Source organism: Paenalcaligenes niemegkensis (assembly GCF_022230885.1).
Classification (GTDB): Bacteria; Pseudomonadota; Gammaproteobacteria; order Burkholderiales; family Burkholderiaceae_B; genus Paenalcaligenes; species Paenalcaligenes niemegkensis.
Map to the genome: position 1 here is coordinate 92,699 of NZ_JAKGCT010000002.1, position 21,025 is coordinate 113,723.

Genomic DNA, 21,025 nt, shown 5'->3' on the forward strand with positions numbered 1-21,025 from the left:
CTAGCAATCACAAGATACCAACAGGAGCACATCCACGATGGACGCCAATGCCGATCTGGCTAAATTAGCGCTTGATTATCACGCTTACCCCACACCTGGAAAGATTTCAGTTGTACCTACCAAAACCCTGGCTAACCAAGATGACTTATCCTTGGCGTATTCACCGGGCGTCGCATCGGCTTGCATGGCCATTTACAACGCAGGTGAAGACGGAGATAACGAAGCAGCCGCAAAGTACACCTCCCGAGCCAACCTCGTCGGTGTCATTACCAATGGTACGGCTGTATTAGGTTTAGGCAATATCGGCCCCCTCGCTTCCAAACCCGTAATGGAAGGCAAGGGCTGCCTATTCAAGAAGTTTGCCGGAATCGATGTATTTGACATCGAATTAGCCGAAAACGATCCTAAGAAACTGGTCGACATCATCGCGGCCATGGAGCCTACCCTTGGCGGTATCAACCTCGAAGACATCAAGGCTCCCGAGTGTTTTTATATCGAGCAAGAATTACGCAAGCGCATGAAGATCCCGGTCTTCCATGACGATCAGCACGGTACGGCCATTATTTCGGCAGCTGCCATCCTGAACGGCCTGAAAGTGGTGGGCAAAGATATCACTCAGGTCAAACTGGTATGCTCGGGCGCTGGCGCAGCTGCCATCGCCTGCCTGAATTTACTGGTCAGCATGGGTATGCCTCACGAGCACATTTTTGTCTCTGATTCCCGAGGTATTATCTGGAAAGGCCGCGAAGAAAACATGGAGCCCAGCAAGGCCCAGTATGCGCAAGAAACCAGCTTCCGTACATTGGCTGATGCCACAAATGGGGCTGATATTTTCCTGGGCTGCTCGGCACCCGGTGTGCTGACACCGGAAATGCTCAAAACCATGGCCGACAAGCCGCTGATTCTGGCTTTGGCCAACCCTGAGCCTGAGATCCGCCCTGAAGTGGCTAAAGCTACCCGTCCTGACTGCGTTATTGCTACAGGTCGCTCCGACTATCCCAACCAGGTCAATAACGTACTGTGCTTCCCCTTCATTTTCCGCGGAGCCCTTGATTGTGGCGCTACGGTTATCAACGAGGAAATGAAGCTGGCTTGCGTAAAAGCAATCGCCGAACTGGCCCAGGCCGAACAGTACGACGACGTTAGCAGCAAACAAGGCGAAGCTGATGTAGGTTTCGGCCCTGAGTATATTATTCCTCGTCCTTTTGATCCGCGTCTAATCGTAAAAATTGCACCAGCCGTTGCACAGGCAGCCATGGATTCCGGTGTGGCAGCCCGTCCCATCCAGGACATGGAAGCCTACCGCCAAAAGCTGATTGCCATGACCTACCACTCAGGTCCGTTAATGCGCCCGTTGTATGAACAGGCCAAAGCGGATCCCAAGCGCGTCATCTACGCCGACGGTGAAGATGAGCGTGTATTACGTGCCGTCCAAACAGCCATAGACGAAAGCCTGGCTAAGCCGATCCTGATCGGACGTCCATCGGTCATCGAAATGCGTATCCAAAGGTTCGGTCTGCGCCTGTCCCCCGGTGTTGATGTTGAAGTAGTCGATCCTGAAGACGACGAACGCTTTAACCAAACCTGGAGCGATTACTACAAGCTTCGCGCACGTGAAGGCATCACGCCTGACATTGCCAAGGCTATGGTACGCAAGCACAACACGCTTATAGGTGTCATGCTGCTTCAGCGTGGCGACGCCGATGCGATGATATGTGGTGTGGCCAGCAACTTCGACAATCAGCTCAAGCACATTGAAGAAGTGATTGGTCTGCGCAAAGGTGCGACCACATTTGCCGCCATGAACGTCTTGATGCTGCCCAGCCAGACCTTATTCGTGTGCGACACGCATGTGAATGAAGACCCTACCGCTGAACAAGTTGCCAATATGACCATCCTGGCAGCTGAAGAAGTACGCAGCTTTGGCGTCGAGCCACGTGTTGCACTGCTTTCGCACTCGAACTTTGGTAGCCGCTCTACAGCTTCCTCACGCAAGATGGCTAAAGCCCGTCAATTGCTGGCCGAACTGGCACCCGAGCTGGAAGTCGATGGTGAAATGCACGCTGACTCGGCATTGTCTGACAAAATCCGCTTCAAGGCTTTTCCTGACACAACTTTACGTGCACCTGCCAACCTGCTCATCACTCCCAACCTTGACGCGGGTAACATTACCTACAATATGCTCAAGATGACAGGCAGCAACGGCGTGGCGATGGGACCGATTCTGCTGGGCGCAGCACGTCCGGTTCACGTATTGACCACGAGCGCGACCGTACGTCGAATCGTGAATATGACAGCTATTGCAGTAGTCGATGCACAAGTCGAACAAAAGAAAAATGCCTAAGCTAGCTATGTCCTGATTTACTCATGTAAATCCAGGCACCAAAAAATCGGGTTCCAATGGCTATCGGAACCCGATTTTTTTATCCACTTTCAGAGCAGCCTAGTTTCATAGCAGCCTTTAAGACGGACATTCGCATTAACCTTGGCGGTAAGCACAAAAAAGCTGGCCTAAGCCAGCTTGAATCAGTCAATACTGCAGAGCACTACATTACTCGGCGATGTCGCGCTCGGTATAACCCGTGTACAACTGACGCGGACGACCGATTTTATAATCGGGATCGGATAGCATTTCATCCCACTGAGCAATCCAGCCCACCGTACGTGCCAAAGCAAAAATAGCGGTAAACAACGAAGTAGGAATACCAATTGCCCGCTGAACAATACCCGAGTAGAAGTCTACGTTCGGGTAGAGTTTACGCTCGACAAAATAGGGATCTTCCAAAGCAATACGCTCTAGTTCCATTGCCAGTTTAAACAACGGATCATTCTCTAGGCCTAGCGCTGCAAGAACCTCTTTGCATGTCTCTTGCATCAGCTTGGCACGCGGATCGTAGTTCTTATAAACACGATGACCGAAGCCCATCAGGCGAACGCCAGAACTCTTGTCTTTGACCTTCTCCATGAACTCGCCAACTTTCTCTACTCCACCATTAGCCTGCAGGTGCTCAAGCATATTCAGGCAAGCTTCATTAGCCCCGCCATGGGCTGGTCCCCACAGACATGCTACCCCGGCGGCAATTGCTGCGTAAGGGTTCGTGCCGGATGAACCGCACAGACGAACAGTAGAGGTAGACGCATTCTGCTCATGGTCAGCGTGCAGAATAAAGATACGGTCCAGCGCGCGCTCTACAACATCGTTGACCTTGTAATCTTCGCAAGGAGTGCCGAACATCATGCGCAAAAAGTTGCCTGTGTAGCTTAGGTCGTTCTGCGGATACATCAGCGGCTGTCCAACGGAATGCTTATGCGCCATGGCCACCAGCGTTGGCATTTTGGCAATCAGTCGAATCGCTGAAATACGACGGTGCTCGGGGTTGGCGACGTCGGTTGAGTCGTGATAGAAAGCCGACATTCCGCCCACCAGGCCTGTCAAGATTGCCATAGGATGGGCATCAGCACGAAAGCCACGCAGGAAAAACTGCATTTGTTCCTGAACCATGGTGTGCTGCGTGATAAGCTGCTCGAAGTCAGCCTTCTGCTGCGCCTCGGGTAGTTCGCCATTAAGAAGCAAATAGCTCACTTCCATGAAGTTACAGTTCTGTGCTAGCTGATCAATGGGGTAGCCACGGTAAAGCAACTGTCCCTTATCGCCATCGATGTAAGTAATCGACGATTCGCACGACGCTGTAGCCATGAAGCCCGGGTCGTAGGTAAACATATCAGTCTGACCGTATAGCTTACGGATATCAATGACATCAGGGCCAACTGTGCCTTTGTACACTGGGAATTCAACCGAAGGACTTCCATCGGAAAACGCAAGTGTGGCTTTCTTATCTGACAGTTCCATCACAAATCTTCCTAAAAATTACAACGCTCGCATAAGAGCGACCAGACGTCGAATGTCCGGCGTATCGTATTTGCCCTCAACTTCTTTGGTGGCAAGTAATACGTCGAGCAATTCCGTATCGTCCATTTCAAACAGGCAAGTTAAGGCGGAGACGTCAACGTCAGTTAAACCCACCTCATACTCATCCAAAAAACGGGTAACCATGAGATCGTTTTCGAGCATGCCCCGACGGGCTCTCCAGCGTAATCTCGCGCGTTCTAACTGTGTCAACGTTCTCATTTCACTGCCTACTTAAATGCTACGGCGAACCAGCATCTCTTTGATTTTGCCGATAGCATGCGATGGATTTAAACCTTTAGGACACACATCAGTACAGTTCATGATGGTGTGACACCGGAATAAACGGTACGGATCTTCCAGATTATCCAATCGCTCACCTGTGGCTTCGTCACGCGAATCAGCAATAAAGCGATAAGCTTGAAGCAACCCTGCCGGACCGACGAACTTGTCTGGATTCCACCAGAAAGACGGACACGCTGTTGAACAGCATGCGCATAAAATACACTCGTAAAGACCATTAAGCTCATCGCGAGCTTCAGGCGTTTGCAAGCGCTCCTTCTCTGGAGGAGGCGCGTCGTTGATCAAGAACGGCTTGACGGAGTGGTACTGATCGAAGAAATTTGTCATATCGACGATCAGGTCACGCACTACTGGCAATCCAGGCAAAGGACGCAGAACAATAGGCTGCTTCAAATCGTTAAGATTCGTAGTACAGGCCAGGCCGTTCTTGCCATTGATGTTCATGGCATCCGAGCCACATACACCTTCTCGGCAGGAGCGACGAATAGCCAGGCTATCGTCCTCGTCATTTTTAATGCGCACGAGCGCGTCCAGCAGCATTTTGTCGTTAGGCTGAAGCGTAACCTCAAGCTTCTGCATATAGGGCCGCTCGTCCTTATCAGGGTCGTAGCGATAAATTTCAAATTTAAGGGTACGGGTTTGACTCATGTCACTATCCTGCTTAGAAAGTACGAGCTTGCGGCGCAATGCTGTCAGCTGTAAGTGGCTTCATTTGAACGTCTTTGTATTCAAGACGGCTGCCTTCAGCAAACCACAAGGTGTGCTTCAACCAATCTTCGTCATTACGCTCAGGGAAATCGTTTAGAGCGTGGGCTCCACGACTTTCGGTACGACTAGCTGCCGAACGTGTGGTAGCGCGTGCGACCTCGATCATGTTGGAGACTTCCAACGCTTCAACCCGGGCGGTATTGAAGACATTTGATTTGTCCTGGAAGTAAATATCAGCAACTTCAGGAACCAGGCTTTCAATAAGGTCTTCACCCTTTTTAAGCAAGTCCATTGTGCGGAACACGCCGCAGTGAGCTTGCATGGTCTGGCGAATTTTCTCGGCGACGTCCTGGGACTTCTCGCCGGAAGTACGTGTTTCCAGACGATTGACCCGATCCAGCGAATAGTCGATAGCTGCCTGTGGAATATCTTGGTGGCTATGCGTTTTCTCGGGATGTGAATCAACAATATGATTGCCCGCGGCACGGCCAAATACAATAAGGTCGAGCAGAGAATTAGTGCCCAGGCGGTTAGCTCCGTGTACGGAAGTGGCTGCGCACTCACCGATGGCGTAGAGCCCGTTGACAATTTTATTCTCGCCGTTTACCGGACTGACTACCTGTCCGTAATAATTGGTGGGAATACCGCCCATTTGATAGTGGATGGTAGGCACCACTGGAATAGGATCTTTAATGGGATCGACGTTGGCAAACTTCATCGCGATTTCGCGGATGGAAGGCAAACGCTTCTGAATGGTCTCGGCGCCCAGGTGGTCTAACTTAAGCACCACATAGCTTCCATCGCCACACCCACGGCCCTCTTTGATTTCCTGATCCATTGACCGGGAGACAAAGTCGCGTGGGGCCAAATCTTTAAGGTTGGGTGCATAGCGCTCCATAAAACGCTCGCCATCTTTATTAAGCAAGATGCCGCCTTCACCGCGTACGCCTTCGGTGATAAGCACACCAGCACCGGCAACGCCGGTAGGGTGAAACTGCCAGAACTCCATGTCTTGCAATGGCAGATCTGCACGAGCAGCCATACCCAGGCCGTCGCCTGTGTTAATGAAGGCGTTGGTAGAAGCCGCCCAGATGCGACCCGCACCGCCTGTAGCCAACACAGTGCGTTTGGCTTCAAGCACAAATATTTCGCCGGTTTCCATCTCGAGTGCTGTTACGCCAAGCACATCGCCCGCTTCATTACGTAAGAGATCAAGCGCCATCCACTCAACAAAAAAGTTGGTGCGGGCAGATACGTTTTGCTGATAGAGCGTATGCAACATAGCGTGGCCAGTACGGTCGGCAGCTGCACAGGCACGCTGCACGGGTTTCTCGCCAAAATTAGCAGTATGCCCACCGAAAGGACGCTGGTAAATTGTGCCATCGGCATTGCGATCGAAAGGCATGCCGTAATGCTCGAGCTCGTACACCGCATTCGGTGCTTCACGACACATAAACTCGATGGCATCCTGGTCACCCAGCCAGTCTGAGCCTTTCACGGTATCGTACATATGCCAATACCAGTGATCTTCACTCATGTTACCCAAAGAGGCGCTGACCCCGCCTTGCGCCGCGACAGTATGGGAGCGTGTAGGAAAGACTTTAGACAGCACGGCAACAGACAGCCCTGCTTTGGCAAGTTGTAAAGAACAGCGCATACCGGCACCGCCGGCACCAACGACCACCACATCAAACTGGCGTCGCGGTAAAGATTTTTTAATAGCAGCCACGGCTTACAGGCTCCAGATAATTTGTGCAAAGAAAACGATGGCAGCCACTAACCAAAGCAAGGTTAGTACCTGAAGGAATAAGCGGATACCTGTGGCTCGTACGTAATCCATCCAGATATCCCGCACACCAATCCAGGCATGCCAGGCGAGCGACAAGAAAAACAAGGTCGCCAACAATTGCCCTAACGGAAAGTTACCCACCTGGAATGCAAACAAATTGCGCCAGGCAGCATAATCAAGAGTAGAGCTAAATAAAACACCACCAAGGAACACCAAGGTGTACACAATCATGATGACGGCAGTTACGCGCTGCACAATAAAATCCATTGTGCCGTAATGCGCCCCCACCACCAGGCGCTTCGTACCAATTCGTTCAGGGTTCGCCATTACCAGGCTCCAAATAATTTCAAGCCAAATACGAGCGTTAGCGCCAGGCTAACTACTAATACTGATGCAGCTGTTTTGCTGGCAGCATACTTGTCGTTGCCTTTGCCCATATCGAGAGCCAGATAACGGATACCGGCACAGAAGTGGTGCAGGTAGCCCCAGATAAGGGCTAGCAGCACCAGCTTACAGACAGGATGACCTACCACGCTGCTGATCGAATTAAAACTGGCTTCCGACTGCAGGCTCATGGAGAGCAATGGCAACAGAATCACAGGCAAGCTTAAAAAGAGCAGAGCGCCACTAATTCGGTGAAGAATTGAGGTTTTGGCTGCGAGCGGTAAGCGGTAACTCAATATCTGCGGCACGCTGATATTGCGATACTGCGGACGCTGCTTAGGTGCGGTATCAGACATTATGGCCTCGAAGTAAAAAATAAAATGGGTACACGAAGTAAATTTGTTCTATTGGACTATTTTCGCTTATTTAATGCTGCAGTGCATCAGTAAGCACACATTTTGTCTAACTAAGTTGGTTTCGGTAATGGAAACGGTCGGTTATATACAAGCCTCGCCGCAGTTCCATGGGGCGGTCGCCATAGGTATAAGAGATCCGCTCGACCTGAAGCAAGGGGGACCCCAACTCAACCTCGAGGCGTTCGGAGGCCTCCTCACCGGCGGCAACAGCGCGAACCGTTTCATCGGCGCGCACCATGCTTACCCCAAACTTACTTTCAAACCAGGCGTACATGGGACCTTTGTTTTTGGCGAGTGTCTCTGCTGTTAAGCCTTTAAACACTGCCCCGGGCAACCAGATATCATCCAGGATGGTAGGACGGCCATCAAATGACAGGACCCGCCGTATGTTCACTACGATGTCGGCTGTACGCAAGGCCAGCAATGCCGCAATATCAGAAGGCGCTTTCACCCGAAGGCACTCGATAATCATACTGCTGGTGGCTGGCTGGTGCCCATCGTCAGGTGTCAGGCGCAGAAAACGGTATCTGACATTGGCTTCGTGGTGGGTAGAAACGAAAGTACCCTTACCCTGACGGCGAATGAGCAGATTCTCTGCAGCAAGTTCGTCAATGGCCTTGCGCACGGTGCCTTGGCTAACCTGATAACGTGCAGCCAGGTCGAGTTCGCTGGGAATGGATTCACCTGGTTTCCATTCGCCACGATCCAGACTTTGCAGCAACAACGCTTTAATTTGCTGATACAAAGGACTATACGCCGCACTGGCAGCTGATTTCTCAGGCGGCTGCACGCGTTCGGGCGATGTGTTTTCTGTCATAAGCCAATTTACCGATTAAGAAAGACCAAATAGCACTACCTTAACCAGCCTTGGATAAGTAATTTGATATAGGCAGTATTTTCGCACGATGGGGCGGATCTGTCTAACACTCTTCTGTCTTATATAAGATATAAGAGATTTGACTCCTTTTAATTATTGGTCTAGTGTTCGCAACACTGGTTCTCGTCGACAGCACCGAATTTTATCCCTCAACATAAGCTCGGAAATCGGCACCCAAAGGCATTAAACTGTATTAAGAATTACTTTGTTTTCCAACCCTATTGGAGTCAACTCTCATGTCCAAACCCGCTATGCGCGTAGCCGTTACTGGTGCAGCCGGCCAAATTGGTTACGCTTTGCTGTTCCGCATCGCTTCCGGAGAAATGCTGGGAAAAGACCAGCCCGTTATACTGCAACTGCTAGAAATTGCTGATGAAAAAGCGCAAAAAGCGCTTCAAGGCGTGATGATGGAACTGGACGATTGCGCATTCCCTTTACTTCAGTCTATAAGTGCCCACAGCGATCCACGTACGGCCTTTAAAGATGCCGATATAGCATTACTGGTTGGGGCGCGCCCACGTGGCCCGGGCATGGAACGTAAAGACTTGTTAAGCGTGAATGCAAAAATCTTTACCGAGCAAGGTCGTGCGCTTAATGATGTTGCCAGCCGTGATGTAAAAGTCCTGGTCGTAGGTAACCCTGCCAATACCAATGCCTACATTGCCATGAAATCGGCGCCCGACCTGCCCGCCAAGAACTTTACGGCAATGCTTCGTCTGGATCATAACCGTGCGCTTTCGCAGTTGGCCGCCAAAGCTGACGTGGCCGTTGCCGATATCGAGAAGCTCGTCGTGTGGGGCAATCACTCGCCCACCATGTATCCCGACATTCGCTTTGCTCAAGTCAAGGGTGAATCGCTCGAGCAAAAAATCAATGACCACGACTGGAACCGTGACACCTTCATTCCCACGGTAGGTAAACGTGGCGCTGCCATTATCGAAGCTCGTGGCTTATCGTCCGCTGCTTCTGCCGCCAATGCTGCCATCGATCATATCCGCGACTGGGTATTAGGTTCCAATGGAAAATGGGTCACCATGGGTGTTCCCTCTGACGGCTCCTATGGCATTCCGGAAGAAATTATTTACGGCGTACCCGTTACAACAGAAAACGGCGAATACACGGTCATTAAAGACCTGGAAATCAACGAGTTCTCTCGTGAGCGTATGGATTTCACGCTTAACGAATTGCTCGAAGAGCGCGAAGGCATAAAAGACCTGCTTGCCTGATTAGCTAGCAGGCCTTGATATATACAAACACCCCCAGCACTTCACTGGGGGTGTTTTTTAATATACGTTTTAATTTACCCATTCTGCAAAGGGTTTGCCCTAGGTACGGCAATATTCACCGACTGATCACGCTACAGTAAAAGCAGTTTGAACCCCTATAGCCAGGAGATCAAGATGAGTAGCACTGTTAAAAGCAAAGCAGAACAAAGCAAGGTGGTGCCCAAGAAGTCAGTTGCCTTATCTGGGATTGTGGCCGGAAATACGGCGCTCAGCTCAGTAGGAGGGACTGGAAACGAACTGCATTACCGAGGCTATGACATATTAGACTTGGCTCCGGCTTGTCAGTTCGAGGAAGTGGCTCACTTGCTTATTCACGGAAAATTACCCACCAAAGCCGAACTGGCTGCCTACAAAGCCAAGCTAAGCCGATTGCGTGGCCTGCCCATATCTTTGCAACGTGCACTTGAATCCTTGCCCGCTGCCAGTCACCCAATGGACGTGATGCGTACGGCGGTTTCGGTACTGGGTTGTGTGCTGCCCGAAAAAGACGATCACGAAGCAGCTGGTGCACGCGACATAGCAGACCGCCTGATTGCCTCTTTAGGCTCTGCCCTGCTGTATTGGTATCACTACAGCCACAACGGTGAAATGATTGATGTGCTGCAGGGGGACGACAGCATTGCCGGCCATTTCCTGCACTTATTGCATGGCGCCGAACCTTCCAAAACATGGACGCACGCGCTGGACGTCAGCTTAAACCTGTACGCTGAACATGAGTTCAATGCCTCCACGTTCAGTAGTCGCGTAATCGCCGGCACGGGCTCAGACATTTACTCGTGCATTACCGGCGCCATCGGTGCCTTGCGCGGCCCTAAACATGGTGGAGCCAACGAAGTCGCTTTTGATATACAGAAGCGCTACTCCGACACCGGACAGGCCCGCAGCGACATACTCGAACGTCTATCTCGCAAAGAAGTCATTATGGGTTTTGGTCATCCCGTCTACACCAGTCACGATCCGCGAAATGTAGTCATCAAAGACATTGCACACTCCCTTTCCAAACAAGCGGATAGCAGCAAAATGTTTGATGTAGCCCAAGCAATAGAAACCGTCATGCATGAAGAGAAAAAATGTTTCCCAATCTGGACTGGTATTCGGCCGTAGCCTATCACCGCATGGGCATCCCCACCAGCATGTTCACCCCTCTGTTTGTGATTGCTCGTGTAGCAGGATGGTCAGCCCATATTCTCGAACAGCGAAGCGACAATAAGATTATTCGCCCTACCGCTAATTACATTGGCCCGGAACCACGCAAGTTTGTCACTCTTGGACGACGTAAATAATTACCCACACAGGAACCCATCTATGCCTTCCCCCGTTATTAATCTGCCCCCTCAACCTGATCGCGTCCTGGTAGATATTGCCGAGTATGTGCTGAACGTCGAAATCAAAAGCGCTGATGCCTACGAGACAGCGTTATATTGCCTCATCGATACGCTGGGGTGCGGCCTGGAAGCACTGCAGTACCCTGCCTGCACCAAGTTGCTGGGTCCTGTGGTGCCCGGCGCCACCTTAACAAACGGAGCTCGCGTGCCCGGCACCCAACACCAGCTCGACCCGGTGCAGGCAGCCTTCAATATCGGCACCATGGTGCGCTGGCTAGACTTTAACGACACCTGGCTAGCTGCTGAATGGGGCCATCCCTCAGATAACCTGGGGGCCATTTTAGCTATCGCTGACTGGGTGTCACGCGAGGCCATAGCGACGGGCAAGCCGCCCCTGCTCATGAAAGATGTATTAAACGCCATGATAAAAGCCCACGAGATTCAAGGCTGCCTGGCGCTTGAGAACTCATTCAACCAAGTCGGGCTGGATCACGTCATTTTGGTCAAAATTGCTTCTACTGCGGTAGCGGCCCAACTATTAGATTTAAGCAAAGACGAAACGATTAGCGCACTGTCACAAGCATGGCTGGACGGGCACTCGTTGCGCACCTACCGGCATAGCCCGAATACAGGAAGCCGCAAAAGCTGGGCTGCGGGCGACGCCACGAGCCGGGCTGTACGCCTGGCACTGATTAGCCGGACAGGAGAAATGGGTTATGCCTCAGCGTTAACAGCGGAACGCTGGGGTTTTTATGACGTGCTATTCAAAGGGCGCGAATTTAGCTTTCAACGCCCTTATGGAAGCTATGTCATGGAGAACATTCTATTCAAGATCTCCTTTCCCGCTGAGTTTCACTCACAAACTGCTGTAGAAGCGGCAATGACATTGCATAACACCCTGAAACTCATGGGCAAAACCAGCGATGACATCGAATCAGTCGTCGTGCGCACCCACGAAGCCTGCATCCGCATCATTGATAAAAAAGGCCCACTGCATAACCCGGCGGACCGTGATCACTGCATACAGTACATGGTGGCCGTCCCCTTGATTTTCGGACGCCTGACAGCCGCTGATTATGAAGACAGCATAGCTGCTGACATGCGTATCGACTTACTACGAAGCAAAATTAATTGCATAGAAGATCCGGAGTTCACGACCGATTATCACGACCCTGAAAAACGCTCTATCGCCAACGGTTTAACCGTTACGCTTCGGGATGGCACGGTTCTGGATGAAGTTGTTGTTCATTATCCAGTGGGGCATCGCCGCCGCCGTAAAGAAGGGATCCCCTTGCTGGTCGAGAAGTTTAAAATCAACCTAGCACGACAATTTCCAGAAAAACAGCAAGAGCAGATCCTCGACGCCTCGCTGAATTCCGTCGTCTTGCATAATATGCCCGTCAATGAATATATGGACCTCTATGTGATCTAACTCTCAGGAACAGCCATGTCACGAACAGTGCACCACAACGTAGACCAGCAGCGCTTTGAAATACTTGAAGATAACGTCACTTGCGTACTCGACTATCGCCTGAGCAACAATGTTTTAACAGTCACCCACACCGGAGTGCCGCAGGTGGTGGGCGGACGTGGAGTTGCAGCGGACTTGACCGCCGCTGCACTGGAATACGTAAAAAACCATAACCTTAAAGTGATTCCGCAGTGTAGTTACACCGCCGCCTACATTAATCGTCACCCCGAACACAAAAACCTGGTGGCGTAAAAACAGCTACGTAAATACAATAGACCCCCAAGTCTTATATAAGATATAAGACTCTTGCTTAGCGACGCGCTTACACATACAATTACAGGCAATAGATACGCCTTTTTAATTTCACATTTACTTAATAGGCCTGCAACATGCTGGATTCATATCGCCAACACGTGGCCGAGCGCGCCGCGTTAGGCATCCCTGCTTTACCCCTGACAGCGAAGCAAACTGCTGATCTGATCGAACTGATCAAAAACCCTCCCGCTGGCGAAGAAGAGTTTCTGCTAGAGCTTCTTACTCACCGCGTACCGGCTGGCGTTGACGATGCAGCTAAAGTCAAAGCGTCATATCTGGCTGCTGTCGCTTTAGGCACAGAAACAAACCCTCTGTTTGACCGCACACGAGCCTGTGAATTGCTGGGCACCATGCTCGGCGGCTACAACATTTCGCCGTTGCTGCAACTGCTCGACGACGCTGAACTCGCTCCTGTAGCCGCGAAGGCGCTGAAGTACACCTTGCTGATGTTTGACTCTTTTCATGATGTAAAAGAGAAAGCCGATCAAGGCAACAGCTATGCCAAGGAAATCTTGCAAAGCTGGGCCGATGGCGAGTGGTTTACCAGTCGTCCAGAAGTACCAGAAAGCCTGACCGTAACGGTATTCAAGGTCACTGGCGAGACTAACACTGACGACTTATCACCTGCACCAGACGCCTGGAGCCGGCCTGATATCCCCTTGCACGCGTTAGCGATGCTTAAAAACCCGCGTGATGGCATTGAACCCGACGAGCCAGGAAAGACCGGCCCTATAAAATTCATACAATCACTAAAAGCCAAAGGCCACCAGATCGCCTATGTGGGCGACGTGGTAGGTACGGGTTCATCCCGCAAGTCGGCCACCAACTCTGTGCTTTGGTTCACCGGTGACGACATTCCTTACGTGCCCAACAAACGCTTCGGCGGTGTGTGTTTAGGCAGCAAAATTGCCCCTATCTTCTACAACACGATGGAAGATGCAGGTGCCTTGCCTATCGAACTTGATGTCACACAAATGAATATGGGCGACGTTATCGAACTGCGTCCATACGAAGGCAAAGCGCTAAAAAACGGCGAAGTCGTGGCCGAATTCAGCGTGAAATCTGATGTACTGTTTGACGAGGTTCGCGCTGGCGGGCGTATCCCGCTGATAATCGGGCGTGGTCTGACTGCACGTGCTCGTGAAGCTCTCGGATTGCCGCTGACTACCTTGTTCCGTTTACCCAAGTCTCCTATTGATTCCGGAAAAGGCTACACACTCGCACAAAAAATGGTAGGTCGCGCATGCGGCCTGCCCGAAGGCGAAGGCGTGCGCCCAGGCACTTACTGCGAACCGCGGATGACAACAGTGGGTAGCCAGGACACCACCGGCCCCATGACACGCGACGAACTTAAAGATCTGGCCTGCCTTGGCTTTTCTTCAGATCTGGTCATGCAGTCATTCTGCCACACGGCTGCCTACCCTAAACCCGTCGATGTCCTGACACACCACGAGCTGCCTGATTTCATCAGCACCCGAGGCGGTGTCTCCCTGCGCCCTGGCGACGGTATTATCCACTCGTGGTTAAACCGCCTGCTATTGCCCGACACTGTGGGCACCGGTGGGGACTCACACACACGCTTCCCCATTGGCATCAGCTTTCCGGCAGGTTCCGGTTTAGTGGCTTTTGCGGCCGCAACCGGTGTCATGCCCCTGGATATGCCCGAGTCAGTATTGGTACGCTTTAAAGGTGAAATGCAGCCAGGCGTCACGCTACGCGATCTGGTCAACGCCATTCCGCTATATGCCATTAAGCAAGGCCTGCTAACCGTCGAAAAAGCCGGAAAAATCAACGCATTTTCAGGTCGTATCCTGGAGATTGAAGGGCTGCCAAACCTGAAGATCGAACAGGCTTTCGAACTTTCAGACGCCTCCGCCGAGCGCTCTGCCGCGGCTTGTACAGTTCGTTTGAACAAAGAGCCTATTATTGAATATCTGAATAGCAACATCACACTCATGAAGTGGATGATTGCCAACGGCTACGAAGATGAGCGCACACTTACCCGCCGTATCCAGGGTATGGAAGAGTGGCTGGCCAACCCCCATCTGCTTGAACCTGACGCAGACGCCGAGTACGCTGAGATCATCGAAATTGATCTGGCTGATATTCACGAACCTATCGTTGCCTGCCCTAACGATCCTGATGACGTCAAAACTTTGTCCGAGGTATCGGGTACCGTCATTGATGAAGTCTTTATCGGTAGCTGCATGACCAATATTGGTCACTTCCGTGCTGCATCCAAGCTGCTCGAAGGCAAACGAGACATTCCTACCCGTCTATGGGTGGCACCTCCCACCAAAATGGACCAGGACCAGCTGAGCCAGGAAGGCCACTATGGTGTTCTCGGTGTAGCCGGAGCCCGCATGGAAATGCCGGGCTGCTCGCTGTGCATGGGCAATCAGGCCCAGGTGCGCGAAGGCGCCACGGTTATGTCCACCAGTACCCGGAATTTCCCGAACCGCTTAGGCAAAAACGCCAACGTCTTTCTGGGGTCTGCCGAGCTTGCCGCTATTTGCTCACGTCTGGGGCGTATTCCCACCAAGGAAGAATACCTTGCTGATATGGGTGTTTTGCAGAGTGACAGCGATAATATTTACCGTTACATGAACTTTGACCAAATTGAAGAGTTCAAGGAAATCGCTGACTCCGTAGGCGTCTAAAGCAACTTTTTATGCTGGCGTGTCACCAAGCGCCAGTTCTATTAAGCTGTCAGGCACATGAACCACAGCCGAACTGCATTAACGCAGTTCGGCTTTTTTATTGCTATTTGCGCCAATAGACCTCAAGGTCTCAGATCAAGCCCACCTGCCCCCGCTTCAAGGTTAAACTTGATCTATTCACCCCTACTACACATAAGCTTCCTATGTCCGCACAATCGCTACCCGATCATCAGCACCTACATCGCGATACTCAATACTTACTGCGTTATGCGGATGCCCTGACTCGCTCCGGCTCTAAAGCCGAAGACGACTTCTGGGAAGCCCGGCTGGTCAGACTTGTCGACAAAGTCCTGACCAGCAAAGAACAAGGTTCGCTAGAGCTGTTATTCGAATTTTTAGGTCAACAACAGCTGCATGCCCATTACGAAATACTGGTGAGCATGGTCGAAGGCATGGCCGAGTCACTGCAGTTTGATCATAGTGGTCAAGAGTATGAAGCGCTGCTGATCAGCCTGCCGATCACCGCCTGGACGCGTTACCAACTGCCTCACGGTGCCCTTGATCCGGCTCAGAGCAATGCCATCAAGAAAGCCCTATTTGAAAATGTATTGAATCCAGAGGCCAGAGTTTCATTATTCGGCCATCTGTTAAGCTTCGATCAGCTTCCGGCAAACTTCGGAGAAACTCGCAGCTTCCTTGATCACTTGCTAAAGATCGAACTAGGCACATCGCTTGCCGAAATCAAGCCCAAATCAGATCAGGAGTCCTTTGGTCTGCTCGCAGATGCCCGTTTTATTCTGGCGGCTGTCATGGTTCCCAAGGGCGACGCCATCTTTAGCTGGCAACTCGATGGTAGCGACCCGTTCGAGACGCAGGTACAGATAGTGAACGTATGGCAAGACCTTTGCAGTCAAATACTCGGCAAAGCGTTCACTGGCTGCCAGGCAAACTACTGGCTTCCAAACGCCTTTTATGCCAATAACCGTGAAGCCGACAAACACATGCGGCCCCTCACCATTAAGGCCGCAGTAACATGGTTGCAAACAGCCGCTCAAATACCTGCCTCTGACCTTATCGCCATCATTGCCCAGTGCGGTGATGATCAGGTAGAAGAATATCGCATCGGCTTTAACACGCAAAAGGACAGCAGCGTTATTTATGGCGCTATCTGGCCGATATTAAGCCCCGAAGAAATCGATAGCAACAGCCCCGAATATCTGGATGCTCCCAGTGAAATCGCCTCGTTGCTAAAAGAGCTGGGCGTGGATGAAATTCGCCTTTTACCAGGTATATATTTACCTGAAACTTGCGACGACTGCGGCGCCCCCTCGTTTCCAAACAGCGCAGGCGAACTGGTTCACCCTGATCTTCCCGAAGAAATTAATCTGGATCCACTTCAACTGCATTAAGTTATTGTGTTGCATTTTGACATTTTTTGCCGCGTCATTGATAACTATGGCGACATTGGGGTGTGCTGGCGACTGGCACGCCAGCTAGCCACCTTCCCAAACAACGCCCTCGTTCGGCTGTGGGTTGATGACTTATACAGTTTTCGCAAGATTGAGCCAAGTGTGCAGCCTTCGCTAGCACAGCAAAGCGTATTCAATGTCGATGTGCGTCAATGGGTGGAGAACGCCAGCGATTATCCTGCGCCCTACGATATCGTAATCGAGGCCTTTGCCTGCGAACTGCCGGCGTCCGTCTCCAAACAAATAACGCCGTTGCATGTCTGGATAAATCTTGAATACCTTAGTGCAGAATCCTGGGTCGACGAGTTTCATGGCCTGGGCTCGCCTCAGCCTGAAGGCCAAAACAAGTTTTTTATTTCCCGGGCTTCAATGAACGAACCGGGGGATTGCTACGCGAACACAAGCTGCCTGAGCAGCGCCTTGCCTGGAAGTCGCAGGCAGCAAACCCCAGATCATTGTGGACGAAGATTGGCCTGTCGCCTAAGATTCAGGCCGAACTGGCTGATGCGCGCCGCCAGCAAATTCTGATGTTCAACTACGCTGACGCGCCTGTAGAAAGCCTGCTTCTGGCCTTGCAGCAAGAAGAACAGCCAGCCTTAGTGCTTAGCCCCAACGCATTCACACCCGCACAATATGCTCTCGCTAGCGAGCACGTTGTGCTGCATACTTTTGACTTTGTTGATCAGCAAGAGTTCGATCGCCTGCTCTGGGTAAGTGATCTTAATATTGTGCGCGGCGAAGACTCTTTGCTTCGCGCCCTGTGGGCGGACAAGCCAATGATCTGGCAACCCTATGTGCAAGACGAGAACCTGCACCTGGTCAAGCTTCAGGCCTTGCTCGACTCTAGCCCTCTTGATACCGCAATACATAAATTGTGGCTATATTGGGCTTCGGGCGACGGGACAAAATTTACAGAGCAATACTTACACTGCAGACAGCCCAAAGAGTGGCTGCAGTGGCGCAAAAAGCCCGGGCATGGCAGTCGCAACTGGCCGAACAGAGCGATCTCTGCACACGTCTCATTGCCTTCTGTACTCAAGAGCTACGATCGCGCTAAAATAACTCTTTTAGACCTCCGCTAACAACGATGTGCGCGGAGCCATCCTTAATCGGAGTTCTTCTATCTATGAAAACCGCTCAAGAGGTACGCGTCGGTAACGTCGTAATGATCGGCGGCGCGCCTTTAGTTGTTCAAAAACTGAATACAACAAATCAGGCCGCAACTCAGCCGTCGTCAAACTCAAATTCAAAAATCTGTTAACTGGTAGCCCCAGCGAAGCTGTGCATAAAGCTGACGAAAAGTTTGAAGTCGTATTGCTCGAGAAAAAAGAGTGTACGTATTCCTACTTCGCAGATCCTATGTACGTCTTTATGGACCAGGAATACAATCAGTACGAAATCGAGGCAGACAGCATGGGTGATGCCTTGAACTACCTCGAAGATGCTATGGCCATCGACGTTGTATTTTATGACGGCCGTGCGATTTCTCTAGAATTGCCAACAGTAGTGGTTCGCGAAATCACTTACACTGAACCCGCTGTTCGTGGCGACACATCTGGAAAAGTGCTTAAGCCTGCAACCATCAGCACAGGTTTCAGCATTCCTGTTCCGCTATTTTGCGAAATTGGCGACAACATCGAAATTGACACCCGTACCAACGAATACCGCAGCCGCGTTAATTAATAATAACCGCAGGCAGCAGCTATCTGTCAAAGCACTAAGCAAAAAGCCCACCAAATATATTGGTGGGCTTTTTTTGGTATTTATATGGTTTGATGCTGTTTTTAAGTTGCCATCATCCCTTTACTGCAAGCGGTCGTCATCCAGGAACTCGGGGATGGGCATAACCGCAATGCCTTCTTCTGCCAGTTCAGCGTACTCATCAGGTGTAGCACTGCCCCGAATGGAGCGCTCCTCGACTTCGCCGTTATGCATGCGTCGGGCTTCGTCGGCAAAGCGTACACCCACATCATCTGATTTACGCAAGATGTCCCTGAACTTGTGAAGCATCTCTGCCTGCAGTTTGGCCAGGTCTGCGGAACCGGGAGCAGCCACTGCTGCCGAACCCGAGCTGCTGCTTTCTTGCGACGTGACAGGCGCAGAAGAGCCACTTTCGTTTTTTAAATGACTGATGTTCAGGCGAGGGGCCGAGAGCTTTTTATTTAGCTCGGCGGAATCGCACACAGGACAGCGCAACAGTCCGGAGCCACGCTGCTCTTCATAGTTTTCGTGTGATTTGAACCAGCCTTCAAATATATGGCCGTTATCACACTGCAAATCGAATACTTTTAATCCCATACTATTCCAAATGAGGGCAATCTGATATAAAACAAGACCGCTCAGTTAGCCAACCTCAGTTTCAACCATTATAGACCTAGAGCTTAATGCGTCCGGTCTGTCCTATAAACGCGGCACTGACGCCAGCAGGCTTTGCGTTTGTGAGTGCTGAGGATGCCGCAACACCTGTTCAGCGCTGCCGATTTCGGCGATCGCTCCGTCGTGCATTACAGCGACAGTGTCGGCTAAATATTCGACGACGCCGAAATTATGCGTAATAAATAAATACGCCATCCCACTTTCACGCTGCAATTCATTTAGCAAGTCTAGAATTTGTGCCTGAACTGATACATCCAAGGCCGAGGTGGGTTCGTCGCAAATAAGAACAGCAGGCTCAACTGCCAAGGCTCGTGCAATAGCGACTCGCTGGCGCTGGCCGCCTGAAAACTCATGTGGATAACGCGTGGCGCTGTTTTTAGGCAAGCCAGTCTGATCCAATAAACGCAAAATATCTGCGTCGCGCTGCACTTTAGGCATATTAGGTCTAAGCGCTTTCATACCCTCATGCAGTATCTCGCCTACCAGCATGCGTGGATTTAATGACGCAAATGGATCCTGAAACACAATTTGTATGCGGCGGCGCAGCTCGTGCAAGGTAGAGCGTCTGGCATCAAGCAGGCTGCGCCCCTCAAGCAAGGCCACGCCGCTAACTTGGGCCTGCCCGTCGAGCAAGCGCATCAAGGCTTTAGCAATTGTGCTTTTGCCGCAACCGGAAGCACCTAACAGCGCCAAGGTTTCACCACGATGCAAGTTGAAAGAGACATTTTTGACCACAGGCAATAACTCAGCAGCACGAAACACCCCGCGTGACTGGGAATACGCCACCGAAAGTCCGCTAAGCTCTAGCGTTAACGCCCCGGCTGGAGACTTTTCCGGACTCGAGGTTTGGGGCTGCCCCTGTGATGGTCCCTGGGCGATAATGACCGGAGTGTTCTGCCCATCGTCAACAGAAGCTGGACTAAGCGGCTTACCCCGGCGCTCATAAGTGGGAACAGCAGCCAAAAGCTCTTTCGCATAGGGGTGATCAGGCTTGGCAAAAAACTGATCAGCGTCTGCGATTTCAACTATTTCGCCGTGCCGCATCAGGGCCACATGATGGGCAATGCGCCGGACCACCGCCAGATCATGGGTAATAAGTAAAATACCCAAGCCCATTTCCTCTTGAATGTCAGCGAGCAAATCGAGAATCTGCGCCTGTACCGTAACATCCAGTGCGGTGGTGGGTTCGTCTGCGATCAGCAAGTGAGGCTCGGCAGCAAGTGCCATGGCGATCATGATGCGCTGACGCTGACCGCCAGAGAACTGAAAGGGATAATCATGAATACGGTTTTCAGCATCCGGGATACCTACCCGGCTTAACCAAGCGATAACGCGCTCGTTAAGCAGCTGTCCTCTATACGTCGTATGGAGCCGCAATGTTTCCGCAACCTGCTGCCCCACCGTCATGACAGGATTCAGGCTAGTCGAAGGCTCCTGGAAGATAATACCAACCCTGCCACCTCGAAGACCACGCATATCTCTTTCAGAAAGATCGAAGACCTCGGTACCGTCGATAGTGGCACTACCTTGGCTGATCCAGGCTGCATCGGGTAGTAAGCGTAAAATTGCCTGGGCCGTCATACTTTTGCCGGAGCCTGACTCACCGACCAAAGCGAACGTCTGCCCTTTTATCACACTAAAGCTCAATGCCCTGACTGCATGGTTAATACCGCTCTCTGAGGCAATATCAACCGATAATCCATTTACATAGAGTAGTTTGGAAGCCGTTTGCATCGAAG

15 protein-coding genes and 3 pseudogenes are annotated in these 21,025 nt (G+C 51.4%); 9 read left to right on the forward strand and 9 right to left on the reverse strand.

Features of this window, described 5'->3' with window-relative positions; all coding sequences use genetic code 11:
* The first annotated feature begins 37 nt into the window (after positions 1 to 37).
* Positions 38 to 2,344, forward strand: coding sequence for an NADP-dependent malic enzyme (locus L1889_RS02170; protein ID WP_238663684.1), 2,307 nt, complete (start codon positions 38 to 40; stop codon positions 2,342 to 2,344).
* Between the two features lie 207 nt (positions 2,345 to 2,551).
* Here L1889_RS02170 and L1889_RS02175 read toward each other — a convergent pair whose 3' ends face one another.
* The 7 genes from L1889_RS02175 to L1889_RS02205 form a co-directional block, all read right to left on the reverse strand.
* Positions 2,552 to 3,850 (reverse strand): citrate synthase, encoded by a 1,299-nt coding sequence (locus L1889_RS02175; protein WP_238663685.1) that lies wholly within the window; start codon positions 3,848 to 3,850, stop codon positions 2,552 to 2,554.
* Between the two features lie 18 nt (positions 3,851 to 3,868).
* On the reverse strand, positions 3,869 to 4,129 hold the full coding sequence (locus L1889_RS02180) for an FAD assembly factor SdhE (protein WP_238663686.1): 261 nt from the start codon (positions 4,127 to 4,129) through the stop codon (positions 3,869 to 3,871).
* Between the two features lie 12 nt (positions 4,130 to 4,141).
* The gene (locus tag L1889_RS02185; protein WP_238663687.1) at positions 4,142 to 4,858 is read right to left on the reverse strand and encodes a succinate dehydrogenase iron-sulfur subunit; all 717 of its coding nucleotides are present in this window, start codon (positions 4,856 to 4,858) and stop codon (positions 4,142 to 4,144) included.
* Between the two features lie 13 nt (positions 4,859 to 4,871).
* Positions 4,872 to 6,647 (reverse strand): succinate dehydrogenase flavoprotein subunit, encoded by a 1,776-nt coding sequence (gene sdhA, locus L1889_RS02190; protein ID WP_238663688.1) that lies wholly within the window; start codon positions 6,645 to 6,647, stop codon positions 4,872 to 4,874.
* A 3-nt stretch (positions 6,648 to 6,650) separates the two neighbouring features.
* Positions 6,651 to 7,034 (reverse strand): succinate dehydrogenase, hydrophobic membrane anchor protein, encoded by a 384-nt coding sequence (gene sdhD, locus L1889_RS02195; protein WP_238663689.1) that lies wholly within the window; start codon positions 7,032 to 7,034, stop codon positions 6,651 to 6,653.
* On the reverse strand, positions 7,034 to 7,447 hold the full coding sequence (gene sdhC / locus L1889_RS02200; protein WP_238663690.1) for a succinate dehydrogenase, cytochrome b556 subunit: 414 nt from the start codon (positions 7,445 to 7,447) through the stop codon (positions 7,034 to 7,036). The genes sdhD and sdhC overlap by 1 nt, the downstream gene beginning before the upstream one ends.
* A gap of 106 nt (positions 7,448 to 7,553) precedes the next feature.
* The gene (locus L1889_RS02205; RefSeq protein ID WP_238663691.1) at positions 7,554 to 8,324 is read right to left on the reverse strand and encodes a GntR family transcriptional regulator; all 771 of its coding nucleotides are present in this window, start codon (positions 8,322 to 8,324) and stop codon (positions 7,554 to 7,556) included.
* A gap of 296 nt (positions 8,325 to 8,620) precedes the next feature.
* Between L1889_RS02205 and L1889_RS02210 the strand changes: the two genes are divergently transcribed.
* The 8 genes and pseudogenes from L1889_RS02210 (at position 8,621) to efp (ending at position 18,593) form a co-directional block, all read left to right on the forward strand.
* A complete protein-coding gene (locus L1889_RS02210; protein ID WP_238663692.1) occupies positions 8,621 to 9,610 on the forward strand; it encodes a malate dehydrogenase in 990 nt (329 codons plus the stop codon).
* Positions 9,611 to 9,784: 174 nt separating this feature from the next.
* A pseudogene (gene prpC, locus L1889_RS02215) lies at positions 9,785 to 10,953 on the forward strand (bifunctional 2-methylcitrate synthase/citrate synthase).
* A 22-nt stretch (positions 10,954 to 10,975) separates the two neighbouring features.
* A complete protein-coding gene (locus L1889_RS02220) occupies positions 10,976 to 12,427 on the forward strand; it encodes a bifunctional 2-methylcitrate dehydratase/aconitate hydratase (RefSeq protein WP_238663693.1) in 1,452 nt (483 codons plus the stop codon).
* A gap of 15 nt (positions 12,428 to 12,442) precedes the next feature.
* Positions 12,443 to 12,718 carry a GNAT family N-acetyltransferase gene (locus L1889_RS02225; protein ID WP_238663694.1) on the forward strand — a complete coding sequence of 92 codons (276 nt, stop codon included), beginning with the start codon at positions 12,443 to 12,445 and terminating at the stop codon, positions 12,716 to 12,718.
* 137 nt (positions 12,719 to 12,855) lie between these two features.
* Positions 12,856 to 15,441, forward strand: a complete 2,586-nt coding sequence (gene acnB / locus L1889_RS02230) for a bifunctional aconitate hydratase 2/2-methylisocitrate dehydratase (RefSeq protein ID WP_238663695.1) — start codon at positions 12,856 to 12,858, stop codon at positions 15,439 to 15,441.
* A gap of 203 nt (positions 15,442 to 15,644) precedes the next feature.
* Positions 15,645 to 16,850, forward strand: coding sequence for a DUF2863 family protein (locus tag L1889_RS02235; RefSeq protein ID WP_238663696.1), 1,206 nt, complete (start codon positions 15,645 to 15,647; stop codon positions 16,848 to 16,850).
* A 60-nt stretch (positions 16,851 to 16,910) separates the two neighbouring features.
* A pseudogene (gene earP, locus L1889_RS02240) lies at positions 16,911 to 17,992 on the forward strand (elongation factor P maturation arginine rhamnosyltransferase EarP).
* Positions 17,993 to 18,036: 44 nt separating this feature from the next.
* Positions 18,037 to 18,593, forward strand: a pseudogene (gene efp, locus L1889_RS02245) (elongation factor P).
* Between the two features lie 120 nt (positions 18,594 to 18,713).
* Here efp and L1889_RS02250 read toward each other — a convergent pair.
* On the reverse strand, positions 18,714 to 19,208 hold the full coding sequence (locus tag L1889_RS02250) for a DUF1178 family protein (RefSeq protein ID WP_238663697.1): 495 nt from the start codon (positions 19,206 to 19,208) through the stop codon (positions 18,714 to 18,716).
* 102 nt (positions 19,209 to 19,310) lie between these two features.
* On the reverse strand, positions 19,311 to 21,020 hold the full coding sequence (locus L1889_RS02255) for an ABC transporter ATP-binding protein (protein ID WP_238663879.1): 1,710 nt from the start codon (positions 21,018 to 21,020) through the stop codon (positions 19,311 to 19,313).
* Between the last annotated feature and the right edge of the window lie 5 nt (positions 21,021 to 21,025).

Excerpts from the sequence above, each read along its gene's own strand:
- L1889_RS02210 (WP_238663692.1), top strand. The coding sequence starts at position 8,621 with ATGTCCAAACCCGCTATGCGCGTAGCCGTTACTGGTGCAGCCGGCCAA.
- L1889_RS02235 (WP_238663696.1), top strand. The coding sequence starts at position 15,645 with ATGTCCGCACAATCGCTACCCGATCATCAGCACCTACATCGCGATACT.
- L1889_RS02225 (WP_238663694.1), top strand. The coding sequence starts at position 12,443 with ATGTCACGAACAGTGCACCACAACGTAGACCAGCAGCGCTTTGAAATA.
- L1889_RS02220 (WP_238663693.1), top strand. The coding sequence starts at position 10,976 with ATGCCTTCCCCCGTTATTAATCTGCCCCCTCAACCTGATCGCGTCCTG.
- L1889_RS02185 (WP_238663687.1), bottom strand. The coding sequence starts at position 4,858 with ATGAGTCAAACCCGTACCCTTAAATTTGAAATTTATCGCTACGACCCT.
- L1889_RS02180 (WP_238663686.1), bottom strand. The coding sequence starts at position 4,129 with ATGAGAACGTTGACACAGTTAGAACGCGCGAGATTACGCTGGAGAGCC.
- L1889_RS02255 (WP_238663879.1), bottom strand. The coding sequence starts at position 21,020 with ATGCAAACGGCTTCCAAACTACTCTATGTAAATGGATTATCGGTTGAT.
- sdhD (WP_238663689.1), bottom strand. The coding sequence starts at position 7,034 with ATGGCGAACCCTGAACGAATTGGTACGAAGCGCCTGGTGGTGGGGGCG.
- L1889_RS02170 (WP_238663684.1), top strand. The coding sequence starts at position 38 with ATGGACGCCAATGCCGATCTGGCTAAATTAGCGCTTGATTATCACGCT.
- L1889_RS02205 (WP_238663691.1), bottom strand. The coding sequence starts at position 8,324 with ATGACAGAAAACACATCGCCCGAACGCGTGCAGCCGCCTGAGAAATCA.
- L1889_RS02175 (WP_238663685.1), bottom strand. The coding sequence starts at position 3,850 with ATGGAACTGTCAGATAAGAAAGCCACACTTGCGTTTTCCGATGGAAGT.
- L1889_RS02250 (WP_238663697.1), bottom strand. The coding sequence starts at position 19,208 with ATGGGATTAAAAGTATTCGATTTGCAGTGTGATAACGGCCATATATTT.
- acnB (WP_238663695.1), top strand. The coding sequence starts at position 12,856 with ATGCTGGATTCATATCGCCAACACGTGGCCGAGCGCGCCGCGTTAGGC.
- sdhC (WP_238663690.1), bottom strand. The coding sequence starts at position 7,447 with ATGTCTGATACCGCACCTAAGCAGCGTCCGCAGTATCGCAATATCAGC.